General features: G+C 42.4%; 13 protein-coding genes. 6 read left to right on the top strand and 7 right to left on the bottom strand.

The window, feature by feature from the left end:
* Positions 1–17: 17 nt before the first annotated feature.
* Together NH153_RS07220 and speA are read right to left on the bottom strand one after the other, a co-directional pair.
* Positions 18–896, bottom strand: a complete 879-nt coding sequence (locus NH153_RS07220) for a 1-acylglycerol-3-phosphate O-acyltransferase, YihG family (RefSeq protein WP_063702395.1) — start codon at positions 894–896, stop codon at positions 18–20.
* 21 nt (positions 897–917) lie between these two features.
* Complete coding sequence (gene speA, locus NH153_RS07225; RefSeq protein ID WP_063702542.1) at positions 918–2,798, bottom strand: biosynthetic arginine decarboxylase; 1,881 nt, start codon at positions 2,796–2,798, stop codon at positions 918–920.
* A gap of 198 nt (positions 2,799–2,996) precedes the next feature.
* On the opposite strand from speA, the gene speE reads away from it, so the two are divergent.
* A complete protein-coding gene (gene speE / locus NH153_RS07230; RefSeq protein WP_054562846.1) occupies positions 2,997–3,860 on the top strand; it encodes a polyamine aminopropyltransferase in 864 nt (287 codons plus the stop codon).
* A gap of 55 nt (positions 3,861–3,915) precedes the next feature.
* Here the strand turns inward: speE and NH153_RS07235 are convergent, their stop codons facing one another.
* The 3 genes from NH153_RS07235 to NH153_RS07245 all read right to left on the bottom strand — a co-directional run bounded on the left by NH153_RS07235 (position 3,916) and on the right by NH153_RS07245 (position 7,425).
* Entirely contained in the window at positions 3,916–5,517 is a 1,602-nt protein-coding gene (locus NH153_RS07235; protein ID WP_063702398.1) for a methyl-accepting chemotaxis protein, read from the bottom strand.
* A 74-nt stretch (positions 5,518–5,591) separates the two neighbouring features.
* Complete coding sequence (locus tag NH153_RS07240; RefSeq protein ID WP_063702400.1) at positions 5,592–6,821, bottom strand: hypothetical protein; 1,230 nt, start codon at positions 6,819–6,821, stop codon at positions 5,592–5,594.
* Positions 6,808–7,425, bottom strand: a complete 618-nt coding sequence (locus NH153_RS07245) for a methylamine utilization protein (protein ID WP_063702401.1) — start codon at positions 7,423–7,425, stop codon at positions 6,808–6,810. The genes NH153_RS07240 and NH153_RS07245 overlap by 14 nt, the downstream gene beginning before the upstream one ends.
* 160 nt (positions 7,426–7,585) lie before the next feature.
* On the opposite strand from NH153_RS07245, the gene NH153_RS07250 reads away from it, so the two are divergent.
* A complete protein-coding gene (locus NH153_RS07250) occupies positions 7,586–9,628 on the top strand; it encodes a glycoside hydrolase family 97 protein (protein WP_063702403.1) in 2,043 nt (680 codons plus the stop codon).
* Between the two features lie 134 nt (positions 9,629–9,762).
* Here the strand turns inward: NH153_RS07250 and envZ are convergent, their stop codons facing one another.
* Together envZ and ompR are read right to left on the bottom strand one after the other, a co-directional pair.
* Complete coding sequence (gene envZ / locus NH153_RS07255) at positions 9,763–11,058, bottom strand: two-component system sensor histidine kinase EnvZ (RefSeq protein WP_063702405.1); 1,296 nt, start codon at positions 11,056–11,058, stop codon at positions 9,763–9,765.
* Between the two features lie 5 nt (positions 11,059–11,063).
* Positions 11,064–11,783, bottom strand: coding sequence for an osmolarity response regulator transcription factor OmpR (ompR, locus tag NH153_RS07260; protein ID WP_063702407.1), 720 nt, complete (start codon positions 11,781–11,783; stop codon positions 11,064–11,066).
* 166 nt (positions 11,784–11,949) lie between these two features.
* On the opposite strand from ompR, the gene greB reads away from it, so the two are divergent.
* From greB to NH153_RS07280, 4 genes are all read left to right on the top strand, one after another.
* Positions 11,950–12,432, top strand: a complete 483-nt coding sequence (greB, locus tag NH153_RS07265) for a transcription elongation factor GreB (protein WP_063702409.1) — start codon at positions 11,950–11,952, stop codon at positions 12,430–12,432.
* Positions 12,433–12,546: 114 nt separating this feature from the next.
* Positions 12,547–12,852, top strand: a complete 306-nt coding sequence (locus NH153_RS07270) for a hypothetical protein (RefSeq protein WP_063702411.1) — start codon at positions 12,547–12,549, stop codon at positions 12,850–12,852.
* Positions 12,853–12,902: 50 nt separating this feature from the next.
* Positions 12,903–13,484, top strand: a complete 582-nt coding sequence (locus NH153_RS07275; protein WP_063702413.1) for a CBS domain-containing protein — start codon at positions 12,903–12,905, stop codon at positions 13,482–13,484.
* A gap of 135 nt (positions 13,485–13,619) precedes the next feature.
* Positions 13,620–15,935, top strand: coding sequence for a Tex family protein (locus NH153_RS07280; protein WP_063702415.1), 2,316 nt, complete (start codon positions 13,620–13,622; stop codon positions 15,933–15,935).
* Positions 15,936–16,054 lie beyond the last annotated feature (119 nt).

Consider the following 16,054-nt stretch of genomic DNA (forward strand, 5'->3'; position numbering starts at 1 on the left):
CGACTGCATAAGCAATTCTACTGCGATTTTGCTTCTAACTCGGCTAGTTGCTGATTTTTTTCATTCCAAATGCGATTTAACTCAGCTTGAAAGTTAACTCTAAACTCTGCATCACCGGTGTAATCACCGATTAAATTAGGGCTTACTTCCATCACCTCGACTCGCACTTCGACCTGTTTTACACGACCACTGGCGAAGTCCACAAAGCTAGGAATACCATCCGGGTAATGAATAGTGACATTAACCACTTTTGAAATTTGCTCACCCATTGCTTGCATAACAAACGCAACCCCACCTGCTTTTGGCTTTAATAAGTGTTCAAAAGGGCTGTTTTGGCGTGAGTGTTTTTGCTCTGTAAAACGCGTACCTTCAACAAAGTTAACGATGCTCACTGGCATTTCTTTAAACTTTTCACAGGCTTTACGCGTGGTTTCTAAGTCTTTACCACGCAATTTAGGGTTTTTCTTTAACTGGGCTTTACTCGTGCGAGTCATAAATGGGAAATCCAACGCCCACCAAGCAAGGCCTAAAAAAGGAACGTAGATTAGCTCTTTCTTCAAGAAAAAGTTTAAAAACGGAATACGACGATTAAATACGCGTTGCATTACAACAATATCTACCCAGCTTTGATGATTTGCGATCACCAAGTACCAGTCTTTCGCTTTTAGTTGCTCAAGACCTGTTACGTTCAGCTTATATGAAGCAAATATGTTTTGGTTGATGTTATTGCAACTCACCCACATAGTGGCGCATTGCTTAGCAATCCAACTCATTAATTTTTGCAAAGGCTTAATGGGGATCAGTTTAATCACGCCACAAATAAAGATGGGCACAAACCAAAAAAGTGTATTGAGGGTGTAAAATATAAAACTGAACACACAACGGATCATGGACATTACTACTTATTCCTTTAATGCTTAATCTTCAAAATACGTGTAGCCAGCAAGGCCTGCATTTAGTTCTGACAAATATTGTGCCTTAGATTGCTCATCAATTGCCAGTGAGTTAACCCGTTTTGCAAAGTTTTCAGCAAGAATGTCGCTATCATAATCAACAAACTTTAATACGTCCTTAACGCTGTCACCTTTAATGGCGTTAGTCAGCTGGTAACCTGCGTCAGTGAGTTCAACATGTACTGAATCAGTGTCACCGAACAGGTTATGTAAATCACCTAAAATTTCTTGATACGCACCCACTAAGAACATCGCAATGTGATATTGCTGACCTTGTTTGTACTCAGGAATAGGTAAACTGCTCTCAATACCTGTACCTTCAACATAGTTACGAATTTGCCCATCAGAGTCGCAAGTAATGTCTTGAATAATGGCACGCTGCGTTAATGGCTGATGAAGATTTTCTACTGGCATCACTGGGAATAACTGCTGAATACCCCAGACATCAGGCAATGATTGGAATAAAGAGAAATTAACAAACAACTTGTCGGCTAGTTTTTCATTTAAATCGTCTAGCACTTCACGGTGGGCACGGGCATTTTCGCTAAGAGATGCACGAACACGGTGTAAAATGGTGAAATACAGCTGCTCGAGCTTCGCCCATTCAAGCATAGTGAGTAGACCATGCACATATTGGTCATGGGCTTCACTGAATAAATGCATTGCATCATGATAAATTTCCAGCGCCATACGCGGTGTTAAACGCTGTAAACACTGCCACATTTCATCTAGCACCAATACGCTGTCAGCCTCAGGCGCCGTTGGATTTGCATGATTAGGCGCACGCTCAACATCAATCACATCTGTAATTAATACTGCGTGGTGCGCTGTTAACGCACGACCTGACTCAGTAATAATCGCTGGGTGTTTAAGGTCATGTTGCTGACACACTTCAGCAAACGCATTCACTACATTACGGGCATACTCTTCAACACTGTAGTTCATTGAACACGAACTGCGCGAACCAGACCCTTCGTAATCAACACCTAAACCGCCACCTACATCCACTGTATTAAGTGGTACACCTAACTGCGTTAGCTCAGCAAAGTGACGAGCACATTCACGCAGTGCACGGTGAATATCACGGATATTGGCTATTTGAGAGCCAATATGGAAATGCACTAATTGCATTAAATGGAGCTTATTACGTGACTTTAGTAGCTCAACAGCAGAAAGCACTTGGCCTGCAGTTAAACCAAACTTGCCTTTTTCGCCACCGGTATTCTGCCATTTGCCCTTACCAACCGAGTTTAAGCGAATACGAATACCAATTGACGGCTCAATGCCTAAGTCATCAATTTCAGCTAACAAAGTAGTTAGTTCAGAGAGTTTCTCGACCACAATGTGAACCTTGTGACCCATGCCTTGACCGATACAGGCCAAGCGTAAAAATTCACTGTCTTTGTAGCCATTACAAACAATGGTAATTGGCTCTTTAGCAACACCTAAAATCGCCATAAGCTCAGGTTTTGAGCCGGCTTCAAGGCCCACTAAACCACTTGGGTGAGCAAGTAATTTACTTACTACAGAACGTTGCTGGTTAACTTTGATTGGGTATACACAGGTATAACTACCTTGATATTCACGGGCATTGCGCGCTTTGGTAAATGCACTGGTTAGCGTCTCGACACGATTTTGTAAGATATCAGTAAAACGCACCAAAACAGGTAAGGTAAGACCTTGCTTTTTAAATTGCTCAGTAAGTTCAGATAAAGACACCGCGGCTTTAGTTTGATCGCCATCGGGATAAGCTACCAGCTCACCTTGTGCGTTAATGTCAAAATAACCGTCGCTCCAATGAGCAACATTGTATGTTTCGCGTGCTTTGTCTAAACCCCAAGTCATGGCAATGTCTTCTGTAATTTCGTTAAATATAAACGCACATTTTAATACGCTAGGGCTGACCACGCTAACAAAAATTGCGCTATATGCCAAAGTGATAAAAAATATTCGCTATACTGATTAAAATTTGATTGAGCAATTGGCCAAGCACTGGCAGAATTGCACCCCTTTTTTACCATTAACCAAAAGTGTATAAGCAAGATGGCTAATTTAGATCAAAACAACTGGTTCACTGAAATTAGTGACCGTGATGGTAGCGCCTTTTCACTACGCATTACTAAAAAGCTTGATGAACAGCAATCGCCATTTCAAAAAGTAGAAATGTACGAGACAACTGACTTCGGTAATCTAATGATTATTGACGGTTGTACTATGGTAAGTAGCCGTGAAAACTTTTTTTATCACGAGATGATCAGCCACCCGGCATTGCTTGCACACCCAAATCCGAAAAACGTTGTGATTATTGGTGGTGGTGACTGTGGTACTTTACGCGAAGTATTAAAACATCCAGGTGTTGAAAGCGTAACGCAAATCGATATCGACGAAGTTGTGACGCAAATGTCACTTAAATACTTCCCTGAGCTATGTGAATCAAACCAAGATCCTCGCGCTACAGTAATGTTTGACGACGGTATTAAATACATGCGTGAAGCGGCTCCTGAATCAATCGATGTGGTCATTGTCGATGGTACAGATCCAGTTGGTCCGGGCGAAGGTTTATTCAACCACGCTTTCTATACTAGCTGTTTAACTGCACTTCGCCCTGGTGGCATCTTAATTCAGCAAAGTGAATCTCCACTTATGCATATGCCACTATTAGTAGAAATGCGTGATGCAATGACAGAAGTGGGTTTTGTTGACCTACAAACGTTGCCTTTCCCGCAACCAATTTACCCAAGTGGCTTATGGTCAGTCACGCTTGCTCGTAAATCTGAAGCATTTGCTGGTTTTCGTGAAGATGATGCAAATACACTCGCGCAAAGCACAGAATACTACAATGCAGGTATTCACCACGGTGCATTAGCAACACCAAATTATATGAAACGTGCTTTTGAGAAAAAGTAAGCGTTTTAGCTAGATATAAAAAAGGGCTCATTGAGCCCTTTTTTATTAGCTTTAATTACACTTTAAATCGATTCACTAAATGATTTAGCTCATTCGTGAGTTGGTTCATGCGATTAGCCACTTCTTGTGTTGAACTTGCTAAACCGCCCCCTTGTTGGGTTTGATCGTTTAAGTCTGATAAGTTTTGGCTAATTTCATCTGCTACAGCAGTTTGCTCTTCAGTCGCTTGCGCTGTCTGCATCGCCATATCATTTACTTTAATTGATGACTCTTGCATTGAATTAAGCACATCATTGGTTTGTGTGAATGACTCAACCGCTTCATCGGCGTAACGCTTACCACTATTAATAGCTTGCAGTGACTGCTCAACACTGCTTGCAAACTGCTCAACCATAGTTTGAATATCATTGGTGCTCTCTTGCGTACGAGTTGCAAGTGTTCGTACTTCGTCCGCAACGACCGCAAAACCACGCCCTTGTTCTCCGGCACGAGCCGCTTCAATTGCTGCATTGAGTGCAAGTAAGTTAGTTTGCTCGGCAATAGCACGAATAACTTCAAGCACTTTGGCAATATTGTCTGAGCTTTGTTGCAACTCAGTTGAACGCTGACTGGCATGCTCCATGTTGTCTGACAAAGCAATAATTTTACGGCTTGAGTTATCAACCGCAGCTAAACCTTGTTTAGCAAGCTGCTGTGAATTATCAGCTTCGTGGGATGAGTTTTGCGCCACATTGGCCACTTCGCGACTTGCTACACTCATTTCGTGTACAGCGCTAACTATCGACTCAGACGCTTGGCTGAGCTTTTGGTTTACTTGGTGGTTTTGATTTGCAAAGTTATCTAAATCATTACCTAGATTATGCAGCTCTTTCGCTTGCTCTAAGATATCTTTGATTAACTGCTGCAAATTATCTAAGAAGCGATTAAATGCGGTTGCTAACTCAGCAAATTCATCTTGCGTTTTAACATTGATACGACCTGTTAAATCGCCATCTCCAGAGGCTATTTCGTTAATTCGTTCTGTGACAAAGTTAATTTGTTTTGTAAGCTGACGCGGCACAAAATAACTAAACCAACCAGCCACTGCCAGAACCACAGCAATCATCACCATTAGCATCACTTTAAAGCCCATCACTTTATCCATTAGCTTTTCAGTTTCTGCTTGAGAGGTCTTTTCGGCGACTTCACCGGCTTTGTCTAAAATATCACGAAGCGCCGAAAAGCTTTGCTCAGACGCTTGTTGTTGCGCAGCATTTGCGGGGTTATTGATGTAAGCTGTTGACGCTGTATACCAAGTATCAAACGCGCCATCAAAGTTACGAAACTGACCCACAATCTCAGAGTATGGCGACATATAAGATAAGTATTGCTTAAAACGGTCTTTCACTTGATCGGCATTGTCTTGGTGATCAGTAAGCTGGCCTTTATCGCCTTTCATTTGGGTAACCAGTTGTAGCTCTGCGACTTTAGCTTGGTATAGGTCTCGGTCAGCATTAACAACCACAGAGACCGCATTTAAGAAACGCTCTGATTGTGCATCAATCGCTTCTTTTTGAAGGTTAATTAGATAGGTATAGCCTGCAATTAAAATGACGATAGCAATGCCGAGCAGCACAATAGGCAAAGAACTTTTGACGCGAATGCTTTGTAACTTCATACATTATCCTAATTCAAATTCTAATCAGCACGTTCATTAGAATGTTAGTAGAAAAACTAAAAAAGTGTATGAAATTAAAAGTGCCAACTCGCTGAAAATTGCAATTGCTGCTGCGAGTTATGCTCATTGAATCCCATACCGGGTCTATTTTGAGCGTCACTGCTCAGCACTGAATATTCAGCACCTACTTGCCACTTGGTTGACAGTTGATAACGCCAACTTGCGGTTAAAGCTTCTCCACGACTTTGGTTAGGATCAAATTGCCAATCATCATGATCGCTAACCTTAAAATAATCATACCTAATTGTGAGACGATGCTGGTCTAACTTGTGGCTTAATAGAACAAAGTGACTATAAAAATCATTGTCTACCCCACGATTTTTGCCCATTGCAGTTTTGCCATCGAGTATCTGCACTATGACACGCGTTTGGCTGTTAAATTTATACAACCACGCCGCACTTAAAAAACGTGTATCCCATGCATATTGACCAGTACGAGTATTCAACGCACCTGGATCGCCATTGTTGTCATAATAATAAACACGTAACTGCGATTTCTTTTGATAATCCCAGTGTGCACCAAAATAATAGCCAAAGCGCCCATCTACTTCTTCGAAAGGCTCCACATGCTCAGCTTGCTTATCTAACTGCGTCCATTCAAAAGAATGTGGAACAGCAAAATCGATTTGTTCGTTAAAGGTGGTTTGCCGGTCATGCATAGCAAATCCTCGCCATGACAGGAGTGTTCCGGCTGGGTCGTTACCTTTAAAAACCGAAGCAAAGCCCTCAAAGGTATGATCACTTCTAAATTGTCGACCAGGGCGCTTAATGCTTGCCTCTAAACCAAAAGCGCGCACCTCTTCGCCAATCCAAGTATTAATTGCAGAATTAGTGTAGTTATAAGGTGACATCCAGCCATTTTGCGGGTTTTCAAGTGACATTTTCGGATAAAAGCCACCGGCTTTCACTGCCCATTTGTAACGACTTGCCGTGAGCGGTTGATATTGTAAATAGGCCTGACTAAAGCCAACGGTTAGTTCAGGATCAGGATGAGCATTAAGCACAGTGTGCGCAGACCAATCACTCGTTAACTCAAAACGACTACTCAGCATAGCTTGGGATATCACAACACCATCATGCTCTTGGTCATAACGGTATAAGCCAATTCCTTTGCGCTGATAGCTCGTTAGTTGGTCACCACGCACAGCCGAAACCGTTACCAGCCCATCATGCTCAGCAAATGCCACTGCAGGCAACCCAAAAACACTCGCCAATGCTAAGGCTTGCCATTTATTCATAATCATCAAACTCGTCGCTGCTTAGTTCTAGTTTTGGTAATAAGGCTTGTTTTAACTGATAACTCAACGGCTTCGCATTGCTCGTCATCTCGATGGTTTCCGGTGTGCTGATATCGTTAAAGCGATCATGCCAAACGGCCAAAGTAAACGTCCCATCGGGTAAGTTTAGATCAACCATGCCTTGCTCATCCGTTTGCCCATAAATCCCACCATCGACGACCACAATGTAACCCAGCATCCAGTCATGAATATTACAACCAAGCTCAACAACTCCCGTTTGTGCAAAGTTAATCGGTTGCTCTGGTTTATCGTGGTAAAGCTTTAACTCAAATTGTTTTGTTTTAGAAAATGAATAAACGTGGTGCATGATTGAATCAAGGTTAGGAAACTCAACATTAGCCCCTTGCGGTACTGCCAATACATGAGGCACAAAGGCACGCTTTTTTTGGCTCATTGTGTAATGGCTATCAGGAGCAGCAAGTTGTTTTGAACCTTTAATCCAAACCACGGCATTTTTGACAGGCTGATTCTGCTTATCCACTATTTGTATTTGCTGTGCCAATAAACTTTGGCTAAACAATAGTAGTAGCAACAGGGTTATTCTTATCATTTTGCTAAACCTTTTTCAGTGCTGGGCTTGATATCGCGACGTTCACTTTGTTGAATACGTATGCAGATCCCTCGTATTAACCGGCAAGTCACTTTATGCTTTAAGGATATATGTGAATACGTGACAACAATCCATAACCATAAGCCGCCAAGGAACAACAATGCGATTAACTGCCTTAATGTTAGCAGCCTTTTCAGGTACTTGCCTAGCACAAACCACAACCGTCAGCTCACCTGATGGGCAGATCAAAGTAACCATTTCTGATGAACAACACACACCTAGCTACGAAATCAGCTTTGCAGGTAAACAGGTCATCGCTAACTCAGCGTTAGGCCTTGTTTTTAAACAACAACCAGCAATGAGCGAAGGTTACAAAATTAGCGGCCAAACCACTGATTCTGTAAAAAGTAGCTGGGAGCAACCTTGGGGTGAACGCCAAACGGTAGTTGATAACCATAACGAAGTTGCTGTTACTTTTAAAAAGCCACAACCACAAGGTGGCACGTTCACAGTACGCTTTCGCGCTTTTAATGATGGTGTAGGCTTTCGATACGAATTACCAAAGCAAGCAGGCTATGATGATGTAGAAATCACCAAAGAGCTGACTGAATTCGCTATTACAGACTCATCAGATGCAACGGCATGGTGGATACCTGCGCGTGGTTGGAACCGTTATGAGTATGTTTATAACACCACGCCACTACATAAAGCTGCACTTGTGCACACACCATTTACTTTAAAAAATAAAGAGGGTGTGCATATCAGTATTCACGAAGCTGCCCTTGTTGATTATGCAGGCATGGTATTAAATCAACGCCGTGATGGTACTTTCCAAGCTGATTTAACTCCTTGGTCAGATGGTGTCGCGGTTAAAAAGCACGGCGCATTTAATACTCCTTGGCGTACAATTCAAATTGGCGATGAAGCTGTTGATTTAATCAACTCAGATATCATCTTAAATCTAAACGAACCAAATAAACTGGGCGATGTATCTTGGGTTAAACCGGGTAAATACGTAGGTATTTGGTGGGGTATGCACATCAATGAAAATACTTGGGGTAGCGGTAAAATTCATGGTGCAACCACTGCAAACACAAAATATTACATGGACTTCGCAGCTAAATATGGCTTCGATGGTGTGCTAGTCGAAGGCTGGAATATTGGCTGGGATGGTGACTGGTTCTATAACGGTGATGTTTTTAGCTTTACGCAACCTTATGACGACTTTGATATCGAAGAGCTGACACGTTACGGTAAAGAAAAAGGCGTGCAACTTATTGGTCACCACGAAACGTCGGGCAACGTAACAAACTACCGCAACCAAATGGAAGGCGCATTTGAGTTATATGAAAAATCAAATGTAAGCCAAGTTAAAACAGGTTATGTCGCCGACGGTGGCAACATCAAGCGCATCGATGAAAATGGCATTGTACGCAAAGAGTGGCACGATGGTCAGTTCATGGTAAACGAGTACCTATACAACGTGAAACTTGCTGCTAAGCATAAGATTAGTATCAATACGCATGAGCCAGTAAAAGACACCGGCCTACGTCGTACATACCCGAACTGGATTGCCCGTGAAGGTGCTCGTGGCCAAGAGTTTAACGCATGGGGTACACCGCCGAACCCACCTGAGCACATTCCAATGCTTGCTTTCACGCGTATGCTTGCAGGCCCTATGGACTTCACGCCAGGTATTTTTGATATGAGCTTTAACGGTTTAGGTGCCGATACCAACCGTCCGCAAACAACCCTAGCGAAGCAATTAGCGCTATATGTTGTAATGTACAGCCCAATTCAAATGGCCGCAGATTTACCTCGTAACTACTTAGCGAAGCCTGATGCATTCCAGTTTATTCAGGATGTACCGACTGATTGGCAACAAAGTATTGCATTACAAGGCGAAGTTGGCGATTACGTTGTGTTTGCACGTAAAGAACGCAAGCGTGATCAATACTCAGGTAACGATTGGTATTTAGGCGCAGTTACAGACGAAAAAGCCCGCACTTTAGAAGTGAAGTTAGACTTCTTAGATAAAGGTAAAAAGTTTGAAGCGCAAATCTACCGCGACGGTGACAAAGCTGAATGGGTAAATAACCCTTACGACTTAAAAGTAGAAAAACGCATAGTGACTGCTGATGATAAGCTAACGTTAAAGCTTGCCACCAGCGGCGGCACAGCGATTCGTTTTAAAGCAATCTAAGCTAAAAGCTGTAAGTTTTAAGCTTTACGTAAAAAAGAGCGCGGCATTTGATGTCGCGCTTTTTTATGGCAATAAAAAAGCAGCCTACTCGGGCTGCTTGAAACTTATAGCTTAAGGCTTAAAGCTAAATACTTTTAAAACGGTAAATAAATCTGGGCACTGAGGCCACCTTCTGGGCGATTAAGTAGCTGCACTCGGCCGCCGTGCATATCGACAATACGTTTAATTATCGCAAGACCTAAGCCACTGCCTTCACTACCACGTGCCGCATCACCTTGTTTGAACGGTTCAAATACGGTTTCAAGTTCGCTTTCAGGGATCCCCGGGCCGTGATCATTAACCACCACCATGGCAAACTTTTTATTACTGCTCACGCGAGTTTCGACCTCGATATCACCATCTGAATAGCGAATTGCGTTTTCAATCATATTAGTAACAACACGCTTTATTGCTACCATACTCACCGGCACTTCACCTAAGCTTGGGTTTTCTTTGAAGGTAATGGTGCGATTATGCTTTTGCTCAGCCTCAACGACCTCTGAAACAATCGCGTTTAAATCTTCTAACTCAAGTTCTTCACGTTTGTGATGACGTAAGTATTCAATGAATTGGTCGATAATCGCGTTCATGTCTTCAATGTCATGAATGATCCCTTCTCGCAGGTAATCTTCATCGTCCGACATCATTTCAGTGGCTAAGCGAATACGTGTAAGCGGCGTGCGCAAGTCATGAGAAACACCTGCCATTAATAATCGACGGTCGTTCTCAAGGGCAGCAATCCCCCGTGACATTTGGTTAAACGCACGGGTTACTTCAATCACTTCAGTAGAGCCTTGCTCTTCTAATTTGGTAGAAAAGTCACCTACTCCTACTTTAACAGCCGCTTGTTGCAGTGCTTTCAAAGGTCTATTTAGATGACGGGCAAACAACCACCCACCGAGTACACTTAAAAAACCAATACTCGATAAATAGAAGGTTAGAAACTTTAGGTTGTTTTCTTGCAGGCCTGTGAGCGGCACGCGCACCCAATAACCCGGAGCTTGCGGGGCTTCAACCCAATAAACAAGTGGATCGGTCTGACTAATGCGTACTCGAGCAGAACCATTGAGCTCTTTCGACATACTGCGCGACAGCATAGAATACTCGCGAGTTTCAGCAAGCCCTTCACTCATCGCTTGGCGCTGCGTCATCACTTCTATGCCGGTGATCTCAAAAAACTTGTCAGAGGCTTCTTTGCTAACCTCAACGCCCTCTTCCCATTCAATAAACACGGTTTTCACCTGTTTCGATAGGATCAAGTTAACTTGCTCTATGGTGGGTTTAACAACATAAAAACTGACAGTGATATAAGAGACAATTTGATTGATTAACAGCAGGGCCGCAACCAAAAATACCGTTTGTCCAAACGCACTACGTGGAAACATGCCCATTACTGTTATTTTTCACCATCTGGCACAAATACGTAGCCTAAGCCCCATACTGTTTGGATATAACGAGGATTTGCCGCATCCACTTCAATCATACGACGTAAGCGCGATACCTGAACATCAATACTACGCTCTAGCGCACTGTAGTCACGACCACGTGCTAAATTCATTAGCTTGTCGCGACTAAGCGGCTCACGAGGATGTGTTACCAAGGCTTTTAAAACTGCAAACTCACCACTGGTTAACGACATTGTTTTGTCACCATGACTCATTTCGCGGGTCGCAAGGTTAAGAGTAAACTCACCAAAGCTAATTTCGTTTTCTTCGGCAGCAGGGGCACCCGGCACTTCTTTAGCACGACGACGTAAAATTGCTTTGATACGCGCGAGTAATTCACGTGGATTGAATGGTTTAGGAATGTAATCATCTGCACCGAGCTCTAAACCAATGATGCGGTCTACTTCATCGCCTTTCGCTGTAAGCATAACAATAGGAATGTCATTTTCTTTTTGACGTAAACGACGGCAAATTGAAAGACCATCTTCACCTGGTAACATTAAATCTAATACAATCAAGTGGAAGTTTTCGCGCTCTAATAAGCGATCCATTTGCTCTGAATTTGCTGCTGTACGAACAATAAAACCTTGTTCTACAAGGTAACGCTCTAGCAAACTGCGTAAGCGCATATCATCATCAACAACCAATACTTTTGTCGTTTCGTGTCCCATAACTTTCATTCTTTTTGTAATATGTTACTTATTAATATAAATGAAAAAGTTAAGAATAAAAAACGAATTGCGCGCTTAGATTGTTACTGAACATTTCAAAATCCCACTCGACAAAGGCAATAGACTTTTATAACTTGCAGCTGGTTTTCTTTTTTGGCTAAGTAAAATGGCAAAGACAAATTTAATAACCCGTGAAGGGTATCAGCAATTACAACAAGAACATGATTACTTATGGCATGAAAAGCGCCCAGAAATTACCAAAATTGTTACCTGGGCGGCGAGCCTAGGCGATCGTTCTGAAAACGCCGATTATCAGTTTAATAAACGTGTTTTACGACAGATCGACCGCCGTGTACGCTATCTTCGTAAACGTATGCCAGACCTTAAAATCATTGATTACAATCCACAGCAAGCGGGTAAAGTTTTCTTTGGCGCTTGGGTCGAAATTGAGAATGAACAAGGTGAAACTAAGCGTTTTCGTATTGTCGGGCCTGACGAAATTTACGAACGTAAAGACTACATTTCTATTGATGCACCGATGGCTCGAGCGCTACTTGGTAAACAGGTGGATGATGACTTTTCGGTGATGACGCCTGAAGGCGCAAAGGAGTGGTTCATCAATGAAATAACGTATCCAGATGCAAAATAATTTTTCCCAGAAAATTCAGAAAGCGTTAATTAGTGATTGTTTAGTCTAAAAATGTGATCTATAACTAAAGGTACTCAAGATAAATCATTACTTGAGGTTTAGAAGGTAGTAACTATGTCAAACGCAATACAACGCATAATAAGTAATGCCATTGTATTCGCACTTTTAATGAGTGTGAGTTTGATATCTTATGCCAGCGACATAGAAAGCCATTCAGACAGTGTTACGCCAACCGCTCATTTTATTGCGTGTGATAGTGCAGAGCCTGCCAACGTAGACACCGACCTCGACAAACATACTGCTGCGTTCATCGCTGATGTAGCCCAACCACTGCCAGATGCACGTGTTGTTTTGTATGTTAATGCTTGTTCTAAGGCGTCTGTTTATAGCGCGCACCAGCGAGGGCCACCTGTTTTTTAATTAACTCAAATTTTTCTATTTCAGTTTTATTAAAATGTATGGTGACCAAAATGAATAATTTCAAAGAATTACGTCTTCAAGATATCTCTAATGGCGCATTATCTAATGCAGTGAATGAAGTTGAGCCAACACTCGATCTCACTTCTCCAGCTTTAAAAGTACTTAACAGCTTTACGCAAAAAGACCCATTACGCGCTCATTACGGCACAACCATTGTTGATGCGTTAAAACAAACGAATAGCTGTTGCTCAGATTTTATTTTAGTTGTTGATAACGAAGATAAACTACTCGGTATTACCTCTAGTGCAGACTTACAAAGCTCAAAAATTATGATTCTTGCGCAGCGTTTAAACTTACATCGTGACGAAATCACCTTGCATGATGTGATGACTCCTCTAGGCAATTTAGCGGGTGTGAGCCTGCAAAGTATCAGCTACGCTTGTATTGGTGATGCGCTACAAACAATGGAGCACCAAGGTATGATGTTCCTACTGGTGACCAGTGCTAAACAAGAAATTTGTGGTTTGATTTCAGCCCGTGAAATCGCTAAAAAATTACATATCCCTGTTAATATCAACCCAATCGCTAATGGCTTTAGCGAAGTATTACAACAGGTAGATCACCCACACTAAGCGTTAAAAACTGCATTGTGTAAGACTATTTTTGCAGGCCTTAAAAGCAGTGCTTTTAAGGCCTTCTTATTGTGATATTATTCAGGCAATTAATCTTCAGTTTTACTGATTTTCTATTTTTAAAAAGGTTTATGCATGAGCAATATCTCTGCACGCTTAGCGACCGAGCTAAATGCCCAGCAATCACAAGTTGTTGCTGCAATCAAATTACTTGATGAAGGTGCCACAGTCCCTTTTATCGCCCGTTATCGTAAAGAAGTGACTGGTGGTCTAGACGACACCCAATTACGTTTACTTGAGCAGCGTCTATCTTATTTACGTGAATTAGAAGAACGCCGCAGCTTTATCCTTGCTACTATCGAAGAGCAAGGTAAGTTAACTGCCGAGCTAAGTGCTGACATTAATAGTGCTGACAGTAAAACTGAGCTTGAAGACTTATATCTGCCTTTCAAACCAAAACGCCGTACGAAAGGACAAGTAGCCATTGAAGCAGGTATTGAACCGCTTGCTGATGCACTATTTAACGACCCTAGCCTCGACCCAGAACAACACGCGACTGATTACATTAACGCAGAGGCAGGCTTTGCTGATACAAAAGCGGTACTCGATGGCGCTAAATTTATTTTGATGGAGCGTTTTGCAGAAGACGCCAAACTACTTGCTAAATTCCGCAGCCACATTGCTCAGCATGGTCAAATTGAAAGCACTGTAATCGCTGGCCAAGAAAATGAAGGGGCTAAGTACCGCGACTACTTTGAGCATCAAGAACCACTGAAAAAAGTACCATCACACCGTGCACTTGCTATGCTGCGTGCTCGTAATGAAGGCGTATTACAACTTAGTATCAACCCTGAGCCAAGTGCTGAAAATCCGGCACAAGTGTGTGCACAAATGATTGCCGATCATTACCGCTTAGATGTTAGCAACTCGGCAGCAAGCAGTTGGTTAATGGGCGTAGTGCAATGGGCATGGAAAATTAAGTTAAGTCTGCATCTTGAGAATGAATTTTTAGGTGCAATGCGTGAAAAAGCAGAAACCGGCGCCATTGATGTTTTTGCGAAGAACTTAAAAGATTTATTAATGGCTGCACCTGCAGGTCCACGCACTACGTTAGGCCTTGATCCTGGTTTACGTACTGGTTGTAAAATTGCCGTTGTTGACAGCACAGGTAAGCTATTAACAACACAAACTATTTTCCCGCATGCACCGCAAAACCACTGGGAAAAATCACTTCGTACTTTAGAACAACTATGCCGCCAGCATAAAGTTGAGCTAATCGCTATTGGTAATGGTACGGCTTCACGTGAATCTGACAAGTTAGTTGCAGAGCTGATCAAAGCGAACAGTGAGCTTAAGCTAAATAAAATTATGGTTAGTGAAGCCGGTGCATCTGTTTATTCAGCGTCTGAGTTTGCAGCTAATGAATTCCCAAACCTTGATGTTTCACTACGTGGCGCAGTATCTATTGCGCGTCGCCTTCAAGATCCACTTGCTGAGCTGGTAAAAATTGAGCCTAAATCAATCGGTGTAGGTCAGTATCAGCACGATGTATCGCAAAGCCAACTTGGTCAAACGCTAACATCAGTCGTTGAAGACTGTGTAAACTCAGTGGGTGTAGACTTAAATATGGCGTCGGTACCACTATTGACTCGCGTATCTGGCTTAAACAAAACATTAGCGCAAAATATTGTTAGCTACCGTGATGCAAATGGCTCATTTAGCAAACGCTCTGAACTTAAAAAAGTTGAACGCTTAGGTCCAAAAGCCTTTGAACAAGCGGCCGGTTTCTTACGTATCAGCACAGGCTCAGATCCTCTCGATAACTCGTCAGTTCACCCTGAAGCCTACCCTGTTGTTAAGCGTATCTGCGAGAAGAACAGCTTAGATGTAAATAGCCTAATTGGTAATTCTGACATTCTAAACAAGCTCGTTGCGAACGATTACACAGACGAAAAGTTTGGTTTACCAACCGTTACCGATATTATCAAAGAGCTTGATAAGCCGGGTCGTGACCCGCGCCCTGAGTTTAAAACAGCTGAGTTTAAGGCCGGTGTTGAAACCATTAACGACCTAAAACCAGGTATGATTTTAGAAGGTGTCGTGTCTAACGTTGCTAACTTTGGTGCCTTCGTTGATGTGGGCGTACACCAAGACGGGTTAGTGCATATTTCTGCAATTACTAACAAGTTTATCTCTGATCCGCGTGAAGTGGTTAAAGCTGGCGATATTGTTAAAGTAAAAGTCGTTGAGGTAGATGCTGCGCGTAAACGTATTAGCTTTACCATGCGTTTAGACGATGATGTTGATACCAGCAACAAAGCCGCACCCGCTAGCAAACCTAAGCCGGCTGCTATAGCGAAAAGTGCACCTAAGCAAAAACGCGAATTTGGCAATGTTGCCATGGGTAATGCCTTTGCAGATGCATTTGCCAATGCAAAAGTGAAAAAATAATACCAGTTCACTTAATCAAACTGGTATCAATCGATAATAAAAAACCGCGTGAGTGTAAACTTACGCGGTTTTTTATTTGTATAACAACTTACTTAATCAAATACGTTGCTATGAAAGGC

The organism is Pseudoalteromonas gelatinilytica (assembly GCF_001641615.1).
In the GTDB taxonomy this organism is placed as follows: Bacteria; Pseudomonadota; Gammaproteobacteria; order Enterobacterales; family Alteromonadaceae; genus Pseudoalteromonas; species Pseudoalteromonas gelatinilytica.

Coding starts and splice junctions, on each gene's coding strand:
- NH153_RS07220 (WP_063702395.1), bottom strand. CDS start 896: ATGTCCATGATCCGTTGTGTGTTCAGTTTTATATTTTACACCCTCAAT.
- speA (WP_063702542.1), bottom strand. CDS start 2,798: ATGACTTGGGGTTTAGACAAAGCACGCGAAACATACAATGTTGCTCAT.
- speE (WP_054562846.1), top strand. CDS start 2,997: ATGGCTAATTTAGATCAAAACAACTGGTTCACTGAAATTAGTGACCGT.
- NH153_RS07235 (WP_063702398.1), bottom strand. CDS start 5,517: ATGAAGTTACAAAGCATTCGCGTCAAAAGTTCTTTGCCTATTGTGCTG.
- NH153_RS07240 (WP_063702400.1), bottom strand. CDS start 6,821: ATGATTATGAATAAATGGCAAGCCTTAGCATTGGCGAGTGTTTTTGGG.
- NH153_RS07245 (WP_063702401.1), bottom strand. CDS start 7,425: ATGATAAGAATAACCCTGTTGCTACTACTATTGTTTAGCCAAAGTTTA.
- NH153_RS07250 (WP_063702403.1), top strand. CDS start 7,586: ATGCGATTAACTGCCTTAATGTTAGCAGCCTTTTCAGGTACTTGCCTA.
- envZ (WP_063702405.1), bottom strand. CDS start 11,058: ATGGGCATGTTTCCACGTAGTGCGTTTGGACAAACGGTATTTTTGGTT.
- ompR (WP_063702407.1), bottom strand. CDS start 11,783: ATGGGACACGAAACGACAAAAGTATTGGTTGTTGATGATGATATGCGC.
- greB (WP_063702409.1), top strand. CDS start 11,950: ATGGCAAAGACAAATTTAATAACCCGTGAAGGGTATCAGCAATTACAA.
- NH153_RS07270 (WP_063702411.1), top strand. CDS start 12,547: ATGTCAAACGCAATACAACGCATAATAAGTAATGCCATTGTATTCGCA.
- NH153_RS07275 (WP_063702413.1), top strand. CDS start 12,903: ATGAATAATTTCAAAGAATTACGTCTTCAAGATATCTCTAATGGCGCA.
- NH153_RS07280 (WP_063702415.1), top strand. CDS start 13,620: ATGAGCAATATCTCTGCACGCTTAGCGACCGAGCTAAATGCCCAGCAA.